Origin of the sequence: Phytopseudomonas straminea (assembly GCF_900112645.1) — a bacterium.
GTDB lineage: Bacteria > Pseudomonadota > Gammaproteobacteria > Pseudomonadales > Pseudomonadaceae > Aquipseudomonas > Aquipseudomonas straminea.
Genome location: NZ_FOMO01000011.1, coordinates 61,752 through 79,776 on the forward strand (window position 1 = coordinate 61,752; position 18,025 = coordinate 79,776).

General features: G+C 63.2%; 16 protein-coding genes. 15 read left to right on the top strand and 1 reads right to left on the bottom strand.

Going from position 1 to position 18,025, the window contains the following annotated elements; translation table 11 throughout:
* Nucleotides 1-53: 53 nt before the first annotated feature.
* The 8 genes from rpsA (at nt 54) to BM279_RS20615 (ending at nt 9,775) form a co-directional block, all read left to right on the top strand.
* Nucleotides 54-1,733 carry a 30S ribosomal protein S1 gene (rpsA, locus tag BM279_RS20580; protein WP_013791124.1) on the top strand — a complete coding sequence of 560 codons (1,680 nt, stop codon included), beginning with the start codon at nt 54-56 and terminating at the stop codon, nt 1,731-1,733.
* Nucleotides 1,734-1,965: 232 nt separating this feature from the next.
* Entirely contained in the window at nt 1,966-3,342 is a 1,377-nt protein-coding gene (locus BM279_RS20585) for a Rieske 2Fe-2S domain-containing protein (RefSeq protein ID WP_093506872.1), read from the top strand.
* The gene (benB, locus tag BM279_RS20590) at nt 3,339-3,827 is read left to right on the top strand and encodes a benzoate 1,2-dioxygenase small subunit (RefSeq protein ID WP_093506873.1); all 489 of its coding nucleotides are present in this window, start codon (nt 3,339-3,341) and stop codon (nt 3,825-3,827) included. The genes BM279_RS20585 and benB overlap by 4 nt, the downstream gene beginning before the upstream one ends.
* Before the next feature lie 52 nt (nt 3,828-3,879).
* Complete coding sequence (gene benC / locus BM279_RS20595) at nt 3,880-4,923, top strand: benzoate 1,2-dioxygenase electron transfer component BenC (RefSeq protein WP_093506875.1); 1,044 nt, start codon at nt 3,880-3,882, stop codon at nt 4,921-4,923.
* Between the two features lie 10 nt (nt 4,924-4,933).
* Nucleotides 4,934-5,710: a 1,6-dihydroxycyclohexa-2,4-diene-1-carboxylate dehydrogenase gene (locus tag BM279_RS20600; RefSeq protein ID WP_093506877.1), complete on the top strand. Its 777-nt coding sequence runs from the start codon at nt 4,934-4,936 to the stop codon at nt 5,708-5,710.
* A gap of 74 nt (nt 5,711-5,784) precedes the next feature.
* Entirely contained in the window at nt 5,785-7,119 is a 1,335-nt protein-coding gene (locus BM279_RS20605; RefSeq protein WP_093506879.1) for an MFS transporter, read from the top strand.
* 92 nt (nt 7,120-7,211) lie between these two features.
* Nucleotides 7,212-8,426, top strand: coding sequence for a benzoate/H(+) symporter BenE family transporter (locus BM279_RS20610; protein WP_093506881.1), 1,215 nt, complete (start codon nt 7,212-7,214; stop codon nt 8,424-8,426).
* Nucleotides 8,427-8,512: 86 nt separating this feature from the next.
* The gene (locus BM279_RS20615; RefSeq protein ID WP_093506883.1) at nt 8,513-9,775 is read left to right on the top strand and encodes an OprD family porin; all 1,263 of its coding nucleotides are present in this window, start codon (nt 8,513-8,515) and stop codon (nt 9,773-9,775) included.
* A 253-nt stretch (nt 9,776-10,028) separates the two neighbouring features.
* Here the strand turns inward: BM279_RS20615 and BM279_RS20620 are convergent, their stop codons facing one another.
* Nucleotides 10,029-10,904 (bottom strand): LysR family transcriptional regulator, encoded by an 876-nt coding sequence (locus BM279_RS20620; RefSeq protein WP_093506886.1) that lies wholly within the window; start codon nt 10,902-10,904, stop codon nt 10,029-10,031.
* 224 nt (nt 10,905-11,128) lie between these two features.
* On the opposite strand from BM279_RS20620, the gene BM279_RS20625 reads away from it, so the two are divergent.
* The 7 genes from BM279_RS20625 to pcaF all read left to right on the top strand — a co-directional run bounded on the left by BM279_RS20625 (nt 11,129) and on the right by pcaF (nt 17,718).
* On the top strand, nt 11,129-12,250 hold the full coding sequence (locus BM279_RS20625; RefSeq protein WP_093506888.1) for a muconate cycloisomerase family protein: 1,122 nt from the start codon (nt 11,129-11,131) through the stop codon (nt 12,248-12,250).
* A gap of 23 nt (nt 12,251-12,273) precedes the next feature.
* Entirely contained in the window at nt 12,274-12,564 is a 291-nt protein-coding gene (gene catC, locus BM279_RS20630) for a muconolactone Delta-isomerase (protein ID WP_074885032.1), read from the top strand.
* Between the two features lie 57 nt (nt 12,565-12,621).
* Nucleotides 12,622-13,551, top strand: a complete 930-nt coding sequence (gene catA / locus BM279_RS20635) for a catechol 1,2-dioxygenase (RefSeq protein WP_093506890.1) — start codon at nt 12,622-12,624, stop codon at nt 13,549-13,551.
* Nucleotides 13,552-13,789: 238 nt separating this feature from the next.
* Entirely contained in the window at nt 13,790-14,746 is a 957-nt protein-coding gene (locus BM279_RS20640) for an AraC family transcriptional regulator (RefSeq protein ID WP_093507005.1), read from the top strand.
* Nucleotides 14,747-14,882: 136 nt separating this feature from the next.
* The gene (locus BM279_RS20645; RefSeq protein ID WP_093506892.1) at nt 14,883-15,734 is read left to right on the top strand and encodes a CoA transferase subunit A; all 852 of its coding nucleotides are present in this window, start codon (nt 14,883-14,885) and stop codon (nt 15,732-15,734) included.
* Nucleotides 15,734-16,516 carry a CoA-transferase subunit beta gene (locus tag BM279_RS20650; protein ID WP_093506894.1) on the top strand — a complete coding sequence of 261 codons (783 nt, stop codon included), beginning with the start codon at nt 15,734-15,736 and terminating at the stop codon, nt 16,514-16,516. The genes BM279_RS20645 and BM279_RS20650 overlap by 1 nt, the downstream gene beginning before the upstream one ends.
* The gene (gene pcaF, locus BM279_RS20655) at nt 16,513-17,718 is read left to right on the top strand and encodes a 3-oxoadipyl-CoA thiolase (RefSeq protein ID WP_093506896.1); all 1,206 of its coding nucleotides are present in this window, start codon (nt 16,513-16,515) and stop codon (nt 17,716-17,718) included. The genes BM279_RS20650 and pcaF overlap by 4 nt, the downstream gene beginning before the upstream one ends.
* Nucleotides 17,719-18,025 lie beyond the last annotated feature (307 nt).

Sequence of the window (18,025 nt, forward strand, 5' to 3'; positions counted from 1 at the left end):
TAGTCTGGAATGCGGAGCAGGGCGAATCCCCGCCCGACCCAACAGGAATCAACATGAGCGAAAGCTTTGCAGAACTTTTTGAAGAAAGCCTGAAGTCCCTCGACATGCAGCCGGGTGCCATCATCACCGGCATCGTGGTCGACATCGACGGCGACTGGGTTACCGTTCACGCTGGCCTGAAGTCCGAGGGCGTCATCCCTCTGGAGCAGTTCTTCAACGAACAAGGCGAGCTGACTATCAAGGTCGGTGACGAAGTACACGTAGCGCTGGACGCGGTCGAAGACGGCTTCGGTGAAACCAAGCTGTCCCGCGAAAAAGCCAAGCGCGCCGAGTGCTGGATCGTTCTGGAAGCAGCTTTCGCCGCTGAGGAAGTGGTCAAGGGCGTTATCAACGGTAAGGTTAAAGGCGGCTTCACTGTCGACGTTAACGGCATCCGTGCGTTCCTGCCAGGTTCCCTGGTCGATGTCCGTCCGGTGCGTGATACCACTCACCTGGAAGGCAAAGAGCTGGAATTCAAGGTCATCAAGCTGGACCAGAAGCGCAACAACGTTGTCGTTTCCCGTCGCAGCGTCCTGGAAGCCGAAAACAGTGCCGAGCGCGAAGCGCTGCTGGAATCGCTGCAGGAAGGCCAGCAGGTCAAGGGTATCGTCAAGAACCTCACCGACTACGGCGCATTCGTGGATCTGGGTGGCGTCGACGGCCTGCTGCACATCACCGACATGGCCTGGAAGCGTATCAAGCACCCGTCCGAGATCGTCAACGTTGGCGACGAGATCGACGTCAAGGTTCTGAAGTACGATCGCGAGCGTAACCGTGTTTCCCTGGGCCTGAAGCAACTGGGCGAAGACCCATGGGTTGCCATCAAGGCTCGTTACCCGGAAAGCACCCGCGTCATGGCGCGTGTGACCAACCTGACCGACTACGGCTGCTTCGCAGAGCTGGAAGAAGGCGTGGAAGGCCTGGTACACGTTTCCGAAATGGACTGGACCAACAAGAACATCCACCCGTCGAAAGTCGTTCAGGTTGGCGACGAAGTGGAAGTCATGGTTCTGGACATCGACGAAGAGCGTCGTCGTATCTCCCTGGGTATCAAGCAGTGCAAAACCAACCCGTGGGAAGACTTCTCCGGTCAGTTCAACAAGGGTGACAAGATCTCCGGCACCATCAAGTCGATCACCGATTTCGGTATCTTCATTGGTCTGGACGGCGGCATCGACGGCCTGGTTCACCTGTCCGACATCTCCTGGAACGAAGTCGGCGAAGAAGCCGTACGTCGCTTCAAGAAGGGCGACGAGCTGGAAACCGTCATCCTGTCGGTTGACCCGGAGCGTGAGCGCATCTCCCTGGGCATCAAGCAACTGGAAGAAGATCCGTTCTCCGACTACGTTGCTGTCAACGACAAAGGCACCATCGTTCGCGGTACCGTGAAGGAAGTTGACGCCAAGGGCGCCATCATCACTCTGGCCGACGGCATCGAAGCCACTCTGAAAGCCTCCGAAATCAGCCGTGACCGCGTTGAAGACGCGCGCAACGTTCTGAAAGAAGGCGAAGAAGTAGAGGCCAAGATCATCAGCGTCGATCGCAAGAGCCGCGTGATCAGCCTGTCCGTCAAGTCGAAAGACGTTGAAGACGAAAAAGAAGCCATCAAGGAAATGCGCAAGCAGGAAGTTGAAACTTCCGGTCCGACCACCATCGGTGATCTGATTCGTGCGCAAATGGAAAACCAGAACTAAGTTCGGGTAATCCACCAAAAAAAGGGCGACTTCGGTCGCCCTTTTTTATACCTGTAGAAAACTGAAACACCCCGCAAAGGGGCCCTGCAGAATCCGGATATCGATCTGCAGTAAACGGCTATTGCCCCTTCGTACCCGCTCTTAATCTGGCCCTGCCTGATACGCCCATCTGGCGTTAGCTGATACGCCCGCTGTGGCGTTGCCTGATAAGAACAACGGAGGGTACGACCCCATGACCGGCACACTCGATCGCCTTGCCCGGCAGCTCACTGAATCCGTTCAGGAGGATCCTGCCAAGGGTATTTTCCGCTGCCGCCGCGACGTTTTTACTGATCCGGATCTGTTCGAACTGGAGATGAAGCACATCTTCGAAAGCGGCTGGGTTTACCTCGCCCATGAGAGCCAGATTCTCGAGATCAACGATTACTTCACTACCCATATCGGCCGCCAGCCCGTGGTCATCACCCGCGACAAAGGCGGTGAGCTGCATGGTCTGATCAACGCCTGCGCGCACCGCGGCGCCGTGCTGTGCCGCCGCAAGCAGGGCAACAAGGGCTCGTTCACCTGCCCATTCCACGGCTGGACCTTCAGCAACGTCGGCAAGCTGCTCAAGGTGAAGGACGCCAAGACCGGCGGCTACCCCGACAGCTTCGACTGCGACGGTTCCCACGATCTCACGCGCCTGGCGCGCTTCCAGAGCTACCGGGGGTTCCTGTTCGGCAGCCTCAGCGAGGCAGTGCCGGCGCTGGAAGACTACCTGGGCGAAACCCGGGTGATCATCGACCAGATCGTCGACCAGGCGCCCGAAGGCATCGAAGTGCTGCGCGGCAACTCCTCGTACTTCTACGACGGCAACTGGAAGCTGCAGATCGAGAACGGTGCCGACGGTTATCACGTCAGCTCCGTGCATTGGAACTACTCGGCGACCATGCAGCGCCGCAACTACGAAGCCGAAGGCACCCGTACCGTGGATGCCAACGGCTGGTCGAAGAGCGTCGGCGGCTTCTATGCCTACGACCACGGACACATCCTGTTGTGGACGCGGTTGATCAACCCTGAAGTACGCCCGGTATTCGAGCATCGCGACGAGCTGGTGGCCAAATTCGGTGAAACCCGCGCCGACATCATCGTCGGCCAGACCCGCAACCTGTGCCTGTACCCCAGCGTGTACCTGATGGATCAGTTCTCCACGCAGATCCGCGTGGTACGCCCGATTGCCGTCGACAAGACCGAAGTGACCATCTACTGCTTCGCACCCAAGGGCGAAAGCGACCAGGCCCGGGCGCTGCGTATTCGTCAGTACGAGGATTTCTTCAACGTCACCGGCATGGGTACGCCGGACGACCTGGAAGAGTTTCGCGCCTGCCAGAGCGGCTATGCCGGCCAGGCCGCGCAGTGGAACGACCTCAGTCGTGGCGCCAGCCACTGGATCGAAGGGGCTGACGACAATGCCAAGGCCATGGGCATGCAGCCCTTGCTCAGCGGCGTGAAGTCCGAGGACGAGGGGCTGTTCGTGCGTCAGCACGCCCACTGGGCGCAGGTGATGAGCAGGGCCATCGACAGCGAGCGGGCGAAGCTGATCGCCACCGACGGGGAGCACGTAGCATGAGCGCCAATCGACAGCTGATCCTCGATTTCATCTACCGCGAAGCACGCCTGCTCGACGATCGTCAGTGGGACGAGTGGCTGGAGTGCTATTCGAGCAAGGCGGTGTTCTGGATGCCGGCCTGGGACGATAACGACCAGCTGATCGAGGACCCACAGCGGGAGATCTCGCTGATCTACTACCCCAACCGCGAAGGGTTGGAGGACCGGGTGTTCCGCATCAAGACCGAGCGCTCCAGCGCCAGCACGCCGGAGCCGCGTACCGCGCACTTCATCGCCAACCTGGAGGTGCTCGAGGAGAGCGCCGAGCAGGTTCAGGTGCGTTTCAACTGGCAGACCCTGAGCCATCGCTACAAGAGCACCGATGTCTACTTCGGCACCTCGTTCTACCACCTGGACATGCGTGGCGATCAGCCGTTGATCACCCGCAAGAAGGTGGTGCTCAAGAACGATTACGTGCACCAGGTTCTCGACATCTACCACATCTGAATTCGCACGCGGCCGCCAGCACAGCATCTGGCGGCTGGGCCGAGGTATTGCCATGACGTACACCATCGCCCTGAATTTCGAAGACGGGGTTACCCGCTTCATCGACTGCAAGGCCAACGAAAAGGTGCTGGATGCGGCCTACCGCAACCGCATCAACCTGCCCATGGATTGCTCCGACGGCGTGTGCGGCACCTGCAAGTGCCGCTGCGAGGACGGTGAGTACGACCAGGGCGAGGACTACATCGAGGATGCCCTCAGTGACGACGAGGCCGCCCAGGGCCTGGTGCTGACCTGCCAGATGGTGCCGGCCTCGGACTGCGTGATCGCCGTTCCGGTGCCGTCCACCGCCTGCAAGACCGGCACGGGTAGCTTCCAAGGCGAGCTGGTGTCGATCACGCCCCACGCTGATGCGGCGCTGGAAGTGACCTTCGATATCGCCGGTGGCGCTGCTGCGCCGAGCTTTTTGCCGGGCCAGTACGTGAACATCGCCGTGCCGGGCGCAGGCCAGACCCGCGCCTACTCGTTCAGCAACAAGCCGGGCGAGTCGCGTTTCGGCTTCCTGATCAAGCGCGTGCCCGGCGGGCTGATGAGCGCCTACCTGGATCAGGCGCAGCCGGGCGAGCGTCTGCAGTTCAGCGGGCCGCTGGGCACCTTCTACCTGCGCGATGTGCGCCGGCCGCTGCTGTTGCTGGCTGGCGGGACCGGCCTGGCGCCCTTTCTGTCGATGCTCGAGGTACTGGCCGAGCGCGGCTGCGAGCAGCCGATCAGCCTGATCTACGGCGTCACTCGCGATCTCGATCTGGTGCTGGTCGAGCGTCTGCAGCAGCTGGCCGAGCGCTTGCCGAGCCTGGTGTTCATCACCTGTGTGGCGGAGGCGCAGTCCCAGCATCCGCGCAAGGGCTACGTCACTCAGCACATGAGCGCGGCGATGCTCAATGACGGCAACGTCGACGTTTACCTGTGCGGGCCGCCGCCGATGGTCGATGCCGTGCGCCAGCACTTCACCGAGCAGGGCGTCACGCCAGCGAGTTTTCATTACGAGAAATTCACCCCAACCCAGGTGGTCAGCACCGATCGGCAAGCCCTGACGGCCTGAGGAGAGCGCCATGCACAAGCGATTCGACAACAAGGTGGCACTGGTCACCGGCGCAGCGCAGGGCATTGGTCGGCGGGTCGTCGAGCGCCTGGCGGCCGAGGGTGCGCGCATCGTCGCGGTGGACCGGGCCGAGCTGGTTCATGAACTCAACGGCGAGCTGGGACGGGGCGCCGAGTTGCTGACCCTGACCGCCGATTTGGAGCGCTACGAGGACTGCCAGCAGGTGATGAGGCAGGCCGTGGGGCGTTTCGGTCGTCTGGACATCCTGATCAACAACGTTGGCGGCACCATCTGGGCGAAACCCTTCGAGCATTATCGAGAAGCGGAAATCGAAGCCGAGGTGCGCCGCTCGCTGTTCCCGACCCTGTGGTGCTGCCACGCTGCCTTGCCGGTGATGCTGGAGCAGGGCAGTGGCGCCATCGTCAACGTGTCGTCCATCGCCACGCGCAGCCTCAATCGCGTGCCCTACGGTGCGGCCAAGGGCGGCGTCAATGCGCTGACCGCCTGCCTGGCCTTCGAGAACGCGCAGCGGGGGATTCGCGTCAATGCCACTGCACCGGGCGGCACCGAGGCGCCGCCGCGGCGTATCCCACGCAACGCCGCCGAACAGAGCGAACAGGAAAAGACCTGGTACCAGCAGATCGTCGACCAGACCCTCGACAGCAGTCTGATGAAACGCTACGGCACGCTCGACGAGCAGGTCGGCGCGATTCTGTTTCTGGCGTCCGACGAGGCGTCGTACATCACTGGCGTGACCTTGCCGGTGGGTGGCGGTGACCTGGGCTAGCACCCCGCGTAACACAAGTAGACCAGGCGACAACGCCTGCCAAGGCTTCACAACAACAATAAGAGACCCATGCCATGCGTAACCTCGACGTCAACGACGTGATCGACAATGCCTGTTTCAATTCCTTCCACTGGCTGGTGATGTGCCTGTGCGCCTTGCTGCTGATCTTCGACGGCTACGACCTGTTCATCTACGGCGTGGTGCTGCCGGTGATCATGAAAGAATGGGGGCTCACTCCACTGCAGGCCGGCGCCCTGGGCAGCTATGCGCTGTTCGGCATGATGTTCGGTGCGCTGTTGTTCGGCAGCCTGGCGGACAAAATCGGCCGCAAGAAGGGCATCGCCATCTGCTTCGCGCTGTTCAGCGTGGCGACCATCGTCAACGGCTTCGCCAGTAATCCCACCGAGTTCGGCATCTGTCGCTTTATCGCCGGTCTCGGCTGCGGCGGCCTGATGCCCAACGCGGTGGCGCTGATGAACGAATACGCGCCGAAGAAACTGCGCAGCACCCTGGTGGCGGTGATGTTCAGCGGCTATTCGCTGGGCGGCATGCTGTCGGCCGGCGTGGGCATCTTCATGCTGCCGCGTTTTGGCTGGGAGTCGATGTTCTTCGCCGCCGCGCTGCCGTTGCTGTTGTTGCCGGTGATCCTCTACTACCTGCCCGAATCCGTCGGTTTTCTGGTGCGCCGTGGCGAGCATGACAGGGCCCGCGCCTTGCTAGGCCGACTTGACCCGAATCTAGCGCTGGATGCCGACGTGCAACTGACCGTCAACGAGCGCAAGGGCGGCGGCGTTTCTGTGCTGGAGTTGTTTCGCAATGGCCTGGCGGTACGCACCCTGTCGATCTGGGTAGCGTTCTTCTGCTGCCTGCTGATGGTCTACGCGCTGAGCTCCTGGCTACCGAAGCTGATGGCCAATGCCGGCTACAGCCTGGGCTCGAGTCTGTCGTTCCTGCTGGCCCTCAACTTCGGGGGCATGGCCGGCGCGATTCTTGGTGGCTGGCTGGGCGACCGCTTCAACCTGACCAAAGTCAAGGTCGGCTTCTTCATCGCCGCGGCGGTGTCCATCAGCCTGCTCGGGTTCAAGAGCCCGACGCTGGTGCTGTACCTGCTGATCTTCATCGCCGGTGCGACCACCATCGGCACGCAGATCCTGCTGTATGCCGGCACCGCCCAGCTGTATGGCCTGTCGATCCGCTCCACGGGCCTTGGTTGGGCCTCGGGTATCGGCCGCAACGGCGCCATCGTCGGCCCGCTGCTCGGTGGCGCGCTGATGGGCATCGAGCTGCCGCTGCAGCTCAACTTCATGGCTTTCGCCATTCCCGGCGCGATCGCGGCTCTGGCCATGCTGGTATTCGCCCTGAACAGCGCTCGGTCCGAAAGGCTCAGCCTGCAACCCAGCAAGGCCTGATCGCCACCTGCCATCCGAACTCTGATCCATCCCCGTTCACCTTGTCGGTGAACGGGGAGCGGCTGCGGCCGCCCGTTTGATGGAGCGAAGCAATGACGCTGAAGGACATGTCGCTGTCGGCGCCCGTCGCCGGCTTTATTGCCACGGTGATTTCCTATGCCGGGCCGCTGGTGATCATCTTCCAGGCGGCGCGCACGGCAGGTCTGCCGGCCGAGGTGCTGTCGTCGTGGATCTGGGCGATCAGCATCGGCAGCGGTGTGCTGGGCATCGTGCTCAGCCTGCGCTACCGGGCGCCGGTGGTGATCGCCTGGTCGGCGCCGGGCTCGGCGCTGCTGGTCAGTCTGTTGCCGCAGGTGAGTCTCGGCGAGGCGGTGGGCGCCTACCTGGTAGCCAACCTGATCGTGCTGGTGGTGGGCCTCAGCGGCGCCTTCGACAAACTGGTCGCACGGCTACCGCTGTCGGTGTGTGCGGCGATGCTGGCGGGCATTCTGTTCAGCTTCGGCAGTGCGCTGTTCACCTCGCTGCAGGAACAGCCGCTGCTGGTGCTGGCGATGTTCGTCACCTACCTGGTGTGCAAGCGCCTGTCGCCGCGCTACGCGGTACTGGCGGTGTTGCTGGTCGGTGTCGGGTTGGTGATCGGCCGCGGCGAGTTGAGCGCCGACGCCTGGGTGATCGGCCTGGCCACGCCGGTGTGGATCACCCCGCAGTTCTCCCTGACGGCGATGCTCAACATCGGCGTACCGCTGGCGGTGGTGGCGCTGACCGGGCAGTTCATACCCGGCATGGCTTTGCTGCGCAGTAGCGGTTACGTAGGCGTGCCGGCGCGGCCGTTGCTGGCGGGCTGTGGCCTGGGCAGCTTGCTGCTGGCGCCCTTTGCCTGCCATGGCCTGGCGCTGGGGGCGATTACCGCGGCGATCTGTACTGGCCGTGAGGCCCATGAGCGGCCCGAGCGTCGCTATGTGGCCGGTGTAGTCGGTGGAGTGTTCTATCTGCTGTTCGGCCTGTTCGGGGCAACCCTGGTCAGCCTGTTCACCGCCTTTCCCCAGGCGCTGGTGGCGGCGTTGGCGGGGCTCGCACTGTTCGGCGCGATTTCGGCTTCGCTGGCCGGGGCCATGGCCGTGCCGCAAGAGCGTGAAGCGGCGCTGGTGGCCTTTCTGGTCACCGCCTCGGGCATGTCCTTTCTCGGTCTGTCGGCGGCGTTCTGGGGGCTGATCTTCGGACTGTTCGCCCATTGGCTGCTGACTCATGGAACCGCGCCCGCCACCGAGCAGGCCGTGCGTTCCAGGCCCGCTCAAGAGACTCGCTGAACCCCGATTTTCCTGATCCGGCTCTCCGCGCTGTTTGGCTTGGGGCGCCGTTGTACCCATGCAATAACAACAAGAGCAGAGCAATCATGAGTAAACATCAGACTACCTTGTGCGTATTTTCCCTAAGCGTGCTGAGCCTGCCGGCTGCCGTACAGGCCGCGGGCGAGGGCTTCATCGACGGCGCCAGCGCGACCCTGCAGGCGCGCAATTACTACTTCAGCCGGGACTTCTCCGACATCGTCGGTGCCAACCGACAATCCAAGGCCGAGGAGTGGGCCCAGGGCTTTATCCTCGATTTCAAGTCCGGCTACACGCCGGGTGCGCTCGGCTTTGGCCTGGACGCCCAGGGGCTGCTTGGTATCAAGCTCGACAGCAGCCGGGATCGGGTCAATACCGGGTTGCTGCCGGTGCGCGACAACGGCCAAGCCGCCGATGAATACAGCCGTCTCGGGGTGGCGCTGAAGGCCCATTACTCGCAGACCGAACTGCGTGTCGGCGAGCTGCAACCCAACCTGCCGGTGCTGACCTTCAGCGATATCCGCCTGCTGCCGCCGAGCTACCAGGGCGCCTCGCTGCTGTCGCGGGAGATCGAGGGTTTGACCTTGCAGGGCGGCCATCTGCGTTCCACCAGCCTGCGCAACGAAGCCGGCGACGACAAACTGCAGGCCATGCTCGGCCATGTGCCGCAGCGCCAGGTCAGCAGCGATGCGTTCAACTATGTGGGCGCCGATTACGCCTTCAACGACAAACGCACCACTGCCAGCCTGTGGTACGCGCAGCTCGAGGACATCTACAACCAGCGTTTCGTCGGCCTCAAGCACAGCGAGCCACTGGGCGCCTGGACCCTGGGCGCCAACCTTGGCTATTTCGACAGCCATGAAGATGGCGAAAAGCTGCTTGGCGATATCGATAACCAGGCCTTCTACTCGCTGATTTCCGCCAAGCATGGCGGCCATACCTTCTATGTCGGCTACCAGGCGATGTTCGGCGACAACCCGTTCCCGCGGGTGTTCGCCAACGTCACGCCGCTGGGCAACGAGGTGCCGACCTACGAGTTCGCCTACACCGACGAGCGCTCCTGGCAGGTCCGTTACGACTACGACTTCGCCGTCCTCGGCTTGCCCGGTCTGACTACCACGGTGCGCTATATCCGCGGCAACAACGTCGATACTGGTCGCGGCTTCGAAGGCAAGGATCGCGAACGCGATCTGGATATCAGCTACGTGGTGCAGAGCGGGGCGCTCAAGGGGCTGGGTGTGCGGGTGCGTAATGTCGAAGCGCGTTCCAACTACCGTAGCGATATCGACGAGAACCGGCTGATCCTTTCGTACACCTGGACGTTGCTCTGAGGCGCTGGCGCGATTTTTTCGCGCGCATGGCGCGCTCCCACAGGGGCGTCGATAGCCGTGGTTCATTGGGCCCAATCGTAGGATGGGGCGAGCCGCGTAGTCGTAGGATGGGTGGAACCCATCGCAGTTTGATGGGTTCCACCCATCCTACGGGCTGGAGAACAGCATCCGTGGGAGCGGGCGGGGACGCCCAGTCCATGCCCGCGATGCTTTTCGTGCCAATGGGCTTGGCAACTCGGCCTGCCAATCGCTCTTACTCACTATCCAGATTCTTCACCAGCTTCAGGCAGCGCCTGAGCAGTGGCGAATTATCGTCCTTGCGGTAGCTGATCACGATGGGTGACGTGGCACTGGCGTCGAGCAATGGCGTGTAGCCGATATCGTCGCGGTGCAGGCGTTGCACCGAGGCGGGTACCAGGCTGATGCCGATGCCGGCGGATACCAGGCCGATGGCGGTCTGCAATTCGTTGGTCATCTGCGCCACGCGAATCTTCAGGTCGTCACGGGCGAACAGCGCCAGCACATGGTCGGCGTAGCTGGGCCGTGGCGAGGCAGGGTAGAGCACGAACGGCTCGCGGGCCAGTTCCTCCAGCGAAGCCGGAGCGACCAGCAATCGATGGCCGGCGGGCAGGGCGGCGACCAGCGGGTCCTGGCGGATCACTTCCTGGACGATGGCCGGATCCTCGATATGAATGCGCCCGAAGCCGATATCGATACGGCCGCGCTTGAGCGCTTCCACCTGTGGCAAGGTGGTCAGCTCGGACAAACCCAGTTCGATGGCCGCTTCGCCACGTAGCTGGCGAATCAGTTCCGGCAGCGCGCCATACAGTGTGGAAGGCGCGAAGCCGATGCCGAACCAGCGCCGCTGGCCTTCGGCGATGCGCCGGGTGTCGTCGCTGACGCGGCCCAGTTGTTCGAGCAGCTGTACGGAATGCTCATAGAAGAAGCGCCCTGCTTCGGTCAGGCGCAGCGGCCTGCCGCGCTCGATCAAGGCCACCCCCAATTCGTCCTCCAGTTGCTGAATCTGCCGGCTCAGCGGCGGCTGGGCGATATGCAGGCGTTCGGCCGCACGGGTGAAATTGAGCGTTTCCGCCAGCACGCGGAAGTAACGCAAATGGCGCAGCTCCATGATACCTCCAGGGTATGAAACCAGACCGATTCAATATTGGACTGGCCTATTTGCTGAGGTCAATCTGTGCCCAGACAAAAATAAAACCTCAAGGATATGCTCGTGCTCACTCGCATCCTTTGTTCTTCTCTCCCGCTGCTGGCCGGCCCTGTGAACGAGGCGCCACAGCGCGCCGGTTCCCTGGCATCGGCCCGTGGCATTGACCTGCACACGGATCATCGCCCATGAGCCTTCCGCTGATCGAAAGCCTCGACACCCTGATCGTCGACCTGCCCACCATTCGCCCGCACAAGCTGGCTATGCACACCATGCAGCAGCAGACCCTGGTGATTCTGCGCCTGCGCTGCAGCGACGGTATTGAAGGCGTCGGTGAAGCCACCACCATCGGCGGCCTGGCCTATGCCGGGGAAAGCCCGGAAAGCATCAAGACCAACATCGATACCTATTTTGCGCCGCTGCTGATCGGCCAGCCGGCCGGCAACATCAATGCCGCCATGCTGCGCATCGACCGCAGCGTACGCGCCAACACCTTCGCCCGCTCTGCGGTGGAAACCGCGCTGCTCGATGCCCAGGGCAAGCGCCTTGGTCTGCCGGTTGCCGAATTGCTCGGCGGCCGCGTGCGCGATGGCCTGGAAGTGGCCTGGACATTGGCCAGCGGCGATACCGCCAAGGACATCGACGAAGCCGAGCGCATGCTCGACCTGCGTCGTCATCGGGTTTTCAAGCTGAAGATCGGCAGCCGCGAGGCGGCGCTGGACATCGCCCACGTGGCGGCGATCAAGCGTGCCCTGGGCGACCGCGCCAGCGTGCGGGTGGACGTCAATCAGGCGTGGAGCGAGGCGGTGGCCATTCGCGCCTGCCAGGCCCTCGGCGATGCCGGTGTCGACCTGATCGAGCAGCCCATTCCGCGTCAGGACGTGCTGGCCCAGGCCCGCGTCAGCGCCCGCAGCCCGGCGCCGATCATGGCCGACGAAGCCATCGAGAGCGTCGAGGACAGCTTCAACCTGGCCCGCGGCGGCGCCGCGCCGGTATTCGCCCTGAAGATTGCCAAGAACGGCGGCCCGCGTGCGGTGCTGCGTAGTGCCTATATCGCTGAAGCGGCGGGCATCGGCCTGTACGGCGGCACCATGCTCGAAGGCAGCGTCGGCACCCTGGCCTCGGCCCATGCCTTCGCCACGCTCAGCAAGCTGGAATGGCACACCGAACTGTTCGGCCCGCTGCTGCTGACCGAGGACATCCTCGTCGACGTGCCGGTGTACCGCGATTTCGAACTGAAGATCCCGACCACGCCGGGCCTCGGTGTGAGCCTGGACGAAGAACGCCTGCAGCGCTTTAGCCGCCGCTGAACCGAACCCACAAGGAGAAAGCCATGCTGTTTCACGTGCGCATGACCGTCAAACTGCCCACCGACATGCCGGCCGAGCAGGCCGCCCGCCTCAAGGCCGACGAAAAGGAACTGGCCCAGCGCCTGCAGCGCGAAGGCACCTGGCGTCACCTGTGGCGCATCGCCGGGCTTTACGCCAATGTCAGCATTTTCGACGTGGCCGACGCCCAGGCCCTGCATGACACGCTGATGCAGCTGCCGCTGTACCCGTACATGGACATCGAGGTCATGGCGCTGTGTCGCCACCCGTCCTCGATCCACGATGACGATCGCTGATCGGCGCCATCACTCGCCTGATCCGATCACCACAACAACAAGATGAGGAAACACGCCATGACCGTACGTATCGCCCAGACCGTCGAAGTGCAGAAGTTCTTCGAAGATGCCGCCGGCTTCACCAACGACAAGGGCAATGCCCGTATGAAGACGGTGATTCACCGTGTACTCAATGACACGGCCAAGATCATCGAAGACCTGCAGATCACCCCGGAAGAATTCTGGAAAGCGGTCAACTACCTGAACGAGCTCGGCGCACGGCAGGAAGCCGGGCTGGTGGTCGCCGGCCTCGGTGTCGAGCACTACCTGGACATGCTGATGGACGCCGAGGACGAAGAGGCCGGCCACACCGGCGGCACCCCGCGCACCATCGAAGGCCCGCTTTACGTGGCCGGCGCGCCGCTGAGCAAGGGCGAAGCGCGCCTGGACGACGGCACTGATGCTGGCACGCCGCTGTTCATGCAGGGGCAGGTGTTCGACACCAACGGTAAGCCGTTGGCTGGTGCCATCGTCGACGTATGGCATGCCAATACCCGTGGCACCTATTCGTATTTCGACCCGGCGCAATCGGAGTTCAACCTGCGCCGCCGCATCGAGACCGACGCCGAAGGCCGTTATCGTTTCCGCAGCATCGTGCCGTCCGGCTATGGCTGCCCGCCCGATGGCCCGACCCAGCAGCTGCTCGACCAGCTCGGCCGCCATGGCCAGCGCCCGGCCCACGTGCACTTCTTCATTTCCGCGCCCGGCCATCGCCACCTGACCACCCAGATCAACCTGGATGGCGACAAGTACCTGCACGACGACTTCGCCTACGCCACGCGCGACGAGCTTATCGCCAATATCGACTTCTTCGACGATGCCGAACGCGCCAAAGCCCATGGTGTTGAAGGTCGCTTCGCCGAAATCGAGTTCGATTTCACCCTGCAGTCCACCACCGAGCCCAAGGCGCAGAAACGCCACGAGCGGGTTCGCGCGCTGGAGGTATAAGCCCCGCGCCGCCCAGCAGGGCGAGGTGCCGCGCTGCCGTTCGTCTGCCTTGCCTGGCAGGCGAGGGGCCGCGCGGCATCCTGCATTGAACGGTCACACTGAATGGCGGCGAAAGAGATGTAACCCTTTGTCACGCTGGCGTATCGCCTGCCAGGGGGATGGTTAGAATCGCCGGACGATTAGTGGATTGCCCGATGACGGCGATTCAGCCTTATAAGAAAAACAACGAGGCCTGATGATGAGCGATTTCCTGCTGAGCGCGCGCAGCCAGGTGTTCGAGCGCGCCGACCCTTACGCGGTGTCCGACTACGTCAATCAGCACGTCGGTGCCCATTGCATTCGCCTGCCGACCACGGGTTTTCCCGAAGCGAGCCTCAATCACCGCAAGTTCGCCAGCCTCGACCTGTGCCGCATCAGTTATGGCGGCAGCGTGCGCGTCACCTCGCCGGCGCTGGAAACCATCTATCACCTGCAGGTACTGCTCAAGGGCAACTGCCGTTCGCAGTACCGCGGCCAGGAGCACTTCTTCGTGCCCGGCGAGTTGCTACTGATCAACCCGGACGACCCGGTGGACCTGACCTATTCGGCCGACTGCGAGAAATTCATCGTCAAGCTGCCGGTCAGCCTGTTCGAGAACACCTGCCTGGAAAACCGCTGGATGCTGCCGCAAAGCGGTATTCGCTTTACCGCCGCGCGCCACGACATGCGCGAGCTGGAAGGCTTTTCCAACCTGCTGATGCTGATCTGCCAGGAAGCCGAAGCGGCCTCCAGCATGCCCCAGGTGCAGGAGCATTACGTGCGCATCATCGCCAGCAAGCTGCTCGGTCTGCTCGGCAATAATGTGCAGCGCGTGCAGCCCCGGGCTCAGACCAGCTCGTTCGAGCAGGTGGTCGATTACATCGAGCAGAACCTCACCCAGGACATCGGCATCGAGCAGCTGTTGGCCGTAGCAAGGGTCAGCGAGCGTTCGCTGTATGCGCTGTTCGAGCGCCACGCCGGCATCAGCCCCAGGGATTACGTGCGCCAGCGCAAGCTCGACAGAATCCACGCCCAGCTGCTCGACCCAGCAAGCGCGGTGCGCAGCGTCACCGAAATCGCCCTGGATCACGGCTTCCTGCACCTGGGTCGCTTCGCCGAAGCCTACCGTCGCCGCTTTGGTGAGCTGCCGTCTGAGACCTACAAGCGCAACCGCTAAAAGGCGAACACAAGTCTCGTTCGATTATCGAACGGATAGTCGATTATCGGATTGTTAGCAGGCTATTGGGTGAGTACCTTGTGACCATACGGCACACCCGCCGCCCAGCACCCAGAGCAACAAGACGAGAACGACCATGGCTGAGATTCTCTCCCTGCGCGAAGCGGTCGAACGCTTCGTTCACGATGGCGACACCGTTGCCCTCGAAGGCTTCACCCACCTGATTCCGACCGCTGCTTCCCACGAGCTGATCCGTCAGAACAAGAAGGATCTGACCCTTGTGCGCATGACCCCCGACCTGGTCTACGATCTGTTGATCGGTGCCGGTTGCGCCAAGAAGCTGGTGTTCTCCTGGGGCGGCAACCCCGGTGTCGGTTCGCTGCACCGCCTGCGTGACGCCGTCGAGAAACACTGGCCGCACAAGCTGGAAATCAGCGAACACAGCCACGCCGCCATGGCCAATGCCTACGTCTCCGGCGCCTCCAACCTGCCATTTGCGGTGCTGCGCGGCTATCAGGGCTCGGACCTGGTCAAGGTCAACCCGGACATCAAGTTCATCGAATGCCCGTTCACCGGCGAGAAGCTGGCAGCGGTGCCGAGCGTTCGCCCGGACGTCACCGTGATCCACGCGCAGAAGGCCGATCGCAAGGGTAACGTGCTGATCCAGGGCATCCTTGGCGTGCAGAAGGAAGCGGCTCTGGCGGCCAAGCGCTGCATCGTCACTGTCGAAGAAATCGTCGACGACCTTGAGGCACCGATGAACGCCTGCGTGCTGCCGACCTGGGCCATCACCGCGGTCTGCGTGGTACCCGGTGGCGCCCATCCGTCCTACGCCCACGGTTATTATGAGCGCGACAACCGCTTCTACCAGGCCTGGGACCCGATTGCCCGCGGCCGTGAAACCTTCACCGCCTGGATCGACGAATACATCCGTGGCACCGAGGATTTTGCGCAATACCAGGCGAAGGTTAATGGGGAGGCCAAGTGATGAGCGATTTCAACACCAATGAAATGATGACCGTGGCCGCCGCACGCCGCCTCGGCAATGGCAGCGTCTGCTTCGTCGGCATCGGCCTGCCGTCCAAGGCCGCCAACCTGGCGCGTCTGACCCATGCCCCGGAAGTGGTGCTGATCTATGAATCCGGCCCGATCGGTGCAAAGCCGAGCGTGCTGCCGCTGTCCATCGGTGACGGCGAGCTGGCGGAAACCGCCGACACCGTGGTGCCGACCGGCGAAATCTTCCGCTACTGGCTGCAGGGCGGGCGCATCGACGTCGGCTTCCTCGGCGCCGCCCAGGTCGACAAGTTCGGCAACATCAACACCACCGTGATTGGCGACTACCACGCGCCGAAAGTTCGTCTGCCGGGCGCCGGTGGCGCACCGGAGATTGCCGGCAGTGCCAAGAAAGTGCTGATCATCCTCAAACAGGGTCACCGCACTTTCGTCGACAAGCTGGCGTTCATCACCTCGGTCGGCCACGGCGAGGGCGGTGATCATCGCAAGCGTCTCGGCCTGCCGGGTGACGGCCCGGTGGCGATCATCACCGACCTGTGCATCATGGAGCCGGAAGCCGGCAGCAACGAATTCATCGTCACTTCGCTGCACCCGGGCGTGACCCGTGAGCAGGTGATCGAGAACACCGGCTGGCAGATCCGTTTCGCCGACAACGTGACCACCACCGAGGCGCCGAAAGCCGAGGAGCTGGCTGCGCTGCGTGACCTGGAAGCGCGCACCGCCGAGGCCCACGGCCAGAAAGGAGGTGACGAATGAGCCGCGAAGTCTTCATCTGCGACGCCATCCGCACGCCGATTGGTCGCCTCAACGGCGCGCTGTCCGCGGTGCGTGCCGACGACCTGGCAGCGATCCCGCTCAAGGCCCTGATCGAGCGTAACCCGCAAGTCGATTGGTCGGCGGTCGATGAGGTTTTCATGGGCTGCGCCAACCAGTCCGGCGAAGACAACCGCAACGTCGCGCGGATGGCGCTGCTGCTCGCCGGCCTGCCGGAAACCGTGCCGGGCGTGACCCTCAACCGCCTGTGCGCCTCGGGTATGGAAGCGGTGGGGGCTGCGTTCCGCGCCATCGCCTCGGGCGAAATGGAACTGGCCATTGCTGCCGGCGTCGAGTCGATGACCCGCGCGCCCTACGTGATGGGCAAGGCAGACAGCGCCTTTGGCCGCGGCCAGAAGCTGGAAGACACCACCCTGGGCTGGCGCTTCGTCAACCCGGCGATGAAAGAACAGTACGGCGTCGACCCGATGCCGGTCACCGGTGACAACGTTGCCGAGGACTATGGCGTCAGCCGTGCCGACCAGGACGCCTTCGGCCTGCGCAGCCAGCAGCGTGCAGCGGCGGCCCAGGAAGCCGGTTACTACGCCGAGGAGATCGTCCCGGTGGTGATCAAGACCAAGAAGGGCGAGATCGTCGTCGACCGTGACGAGCACCCGCGTGCCGACACCACGGCCGAAGGCCTGGCCAAGCTCAAACCGGTCAACGGCCCCGACAAGACCGTCACCGCCGGCAACGCCTCGGGCCTCAACGATGGCGCCTCGGCGATGATCCTGGCCTCGGCCGAAGCCGTTGAACAGTACGGCCTCAAGCCCCGTGCCAAAGTGCTGGGCATGGCCAGCGGCGGCGTTGCCCCGCGCATCATGGGCGTCGGCCCGGTGCCGGCGGTGCGCAAGCTGCTGACGCGCCTGAATCTGGACATCGATGCCTTCGACGTGATCGAGCTGAACGAAGCCTTCGCGGCCCAGGGCCTGGCAGTGACCCGCGACCTCGGTCTGCCGGACGACAGCCCCAAGGTCAACCCGAACGGCGGCGCCATCGCCCTCGGCCACCCGCTGGGCATGAGCGGCAACCGCCTGGTGCTGACCGCGGTGCACCATCTGGAAAAGACCGGCGGCAAGCTCGGCCTGGCGACCATGTGCGTGGGCGTGGGGCAGGGGCTGGCATTGGCTATCGAGCGGGTTTGATCGCGGAATCGGCCGTTTGTCTTGGTAGCCTCGTAGGGTGGATGGTGCTTTTTCATCCACCATTGCGATTGCGGCGGTGGACGGGGCGGGCCGCGTAGGTGAAGCGTCGTCCACCCTACGGCTACGTTTCGAGGTCGGCCGCATATCCTGTGGGGGGGCGCCATGCGCCCGATTCGCGGGCATGGCCCGCTCCCAGGATCATGACCAAGCTATCAGCTCTATTGCTAAGGCGATTTTCGAAGTTTCGTTTGTCCTCACCAGGTCACGGTCCACGACCCCGTGCCCCGGTGGGGATGAGCGACCTAAA

Excerpts from the sequence above, each read along its gene's own strand:
- rpsA (WP_013791124.1), top strand. The coding sequence starts at position 54 with ATGAGCGAAAGCTTTGCAGAACTTTTTGAAGAAAGCCTGAAGTCCCTC.
- BM279_RS20585 (WP_093506872.1), top strand. The coding sequence starts at position 1,966 with ATGACCGGCACACTCGATCGCCTTGCCCGGCAGCTCACTGAATCCGTT.
- benB (WP_093506873.1), top strand. The coding sequence starts at position 3,339 with ATGAGCGCCAATCGACAGCTGATCCTCGATTTCATCTACCGCGAAGCA.
- benC (WP_093506875.1), top strand. The coding sequence starts at position 3,880 with ATGACGTACACCATCGCCCTGAATTTCGAAGACGGGGTTACCCGCTTC.
- BM279_RS20600 (WP_093506877.1), top strand. The coding sequence starts at position 4,934 with ATGCACAAGCGATTCGACAACAAGGTGGCACTGGTCACCGGCGCAGCG.
- BM279_RS20605 (WP_093506879.1), top strand. The coding sequence starts at position 5,785 with ATGCGTAACCTCGACGTCAACGACGTGATCGACAATGCCTGTTTCAAT.
- BM279_RS20610 (WP_093506881.1), top strand. The coding sequence starts at position 7,212 with ATGACGCTGAAGGACATGTCGCTGTCGGCGCCCGTCGCCGGCTTTATT.
- BM279_RS20615 (WP_093506883.1), top strand. The coding sequence starts at position 8,513 with ATGAGTAAACATCAGACTACCTTGTGCGTATTTTCCCTAAGCGTGCTG.
- BM279_RS20620 (WP_093506886.1), bottom strand. The coding sequence starts at position 10,904 with ATGGAGCTGCGCCATTTGCGTTACTTCCGCGTGCTGGCGGAAACGCTC.
- BM279_RS20625 (WP_093506888.1), top strand. The coding sequence starts at position 11,129 with ATGAGCCTTCCGCTGATCGAAAGCCTCGACACCCTGATCGTCGACCTG.
- catC (WP_074885032.1), top strand. The coding sequence starts at position 12,274 with ATGCTGTTTCACGTGCGCATGACCGTCAAACTGCCCACCGACATGCCG.
- catA (WP_093506890.1), top strand. The coding sequence starts at position 12,622 with ATGACCGTACGTATCGCCCAGACCGTCGAAGTGCAGAAGTTCTTCGAA.
- BM279_RS20640 (WP_093507005.1), top strand. The coding sequence starts at position 13,790 with ATGAGCGATTTCCTGCTGAGCGCGCGCAGCCAGGTGTTCGAGCGCGCC.
- BM279_RS20645 (WP_093506892.1), top strand. The coding sequence starts at position 14,883 with ATGGCTGAGATTCTCTCCCTGCGCGAAGCGGTCGAACGCTTCGTTCAC.
- BM279_RS20650 (WP_093506894.1), top strand. The coding sequence starts at position 15,734 with ATGAGCGATTTCAACACCAATGAAATGATGACCGTGGCCGCCGCACGC.
- pcaF (WP_093506896.1), top strand. The coding sequence starts at position 16,513 with ATGAGCCGCGAAGTCTTCATCTGCGACGCCATCCGCACGCCGATTGGT.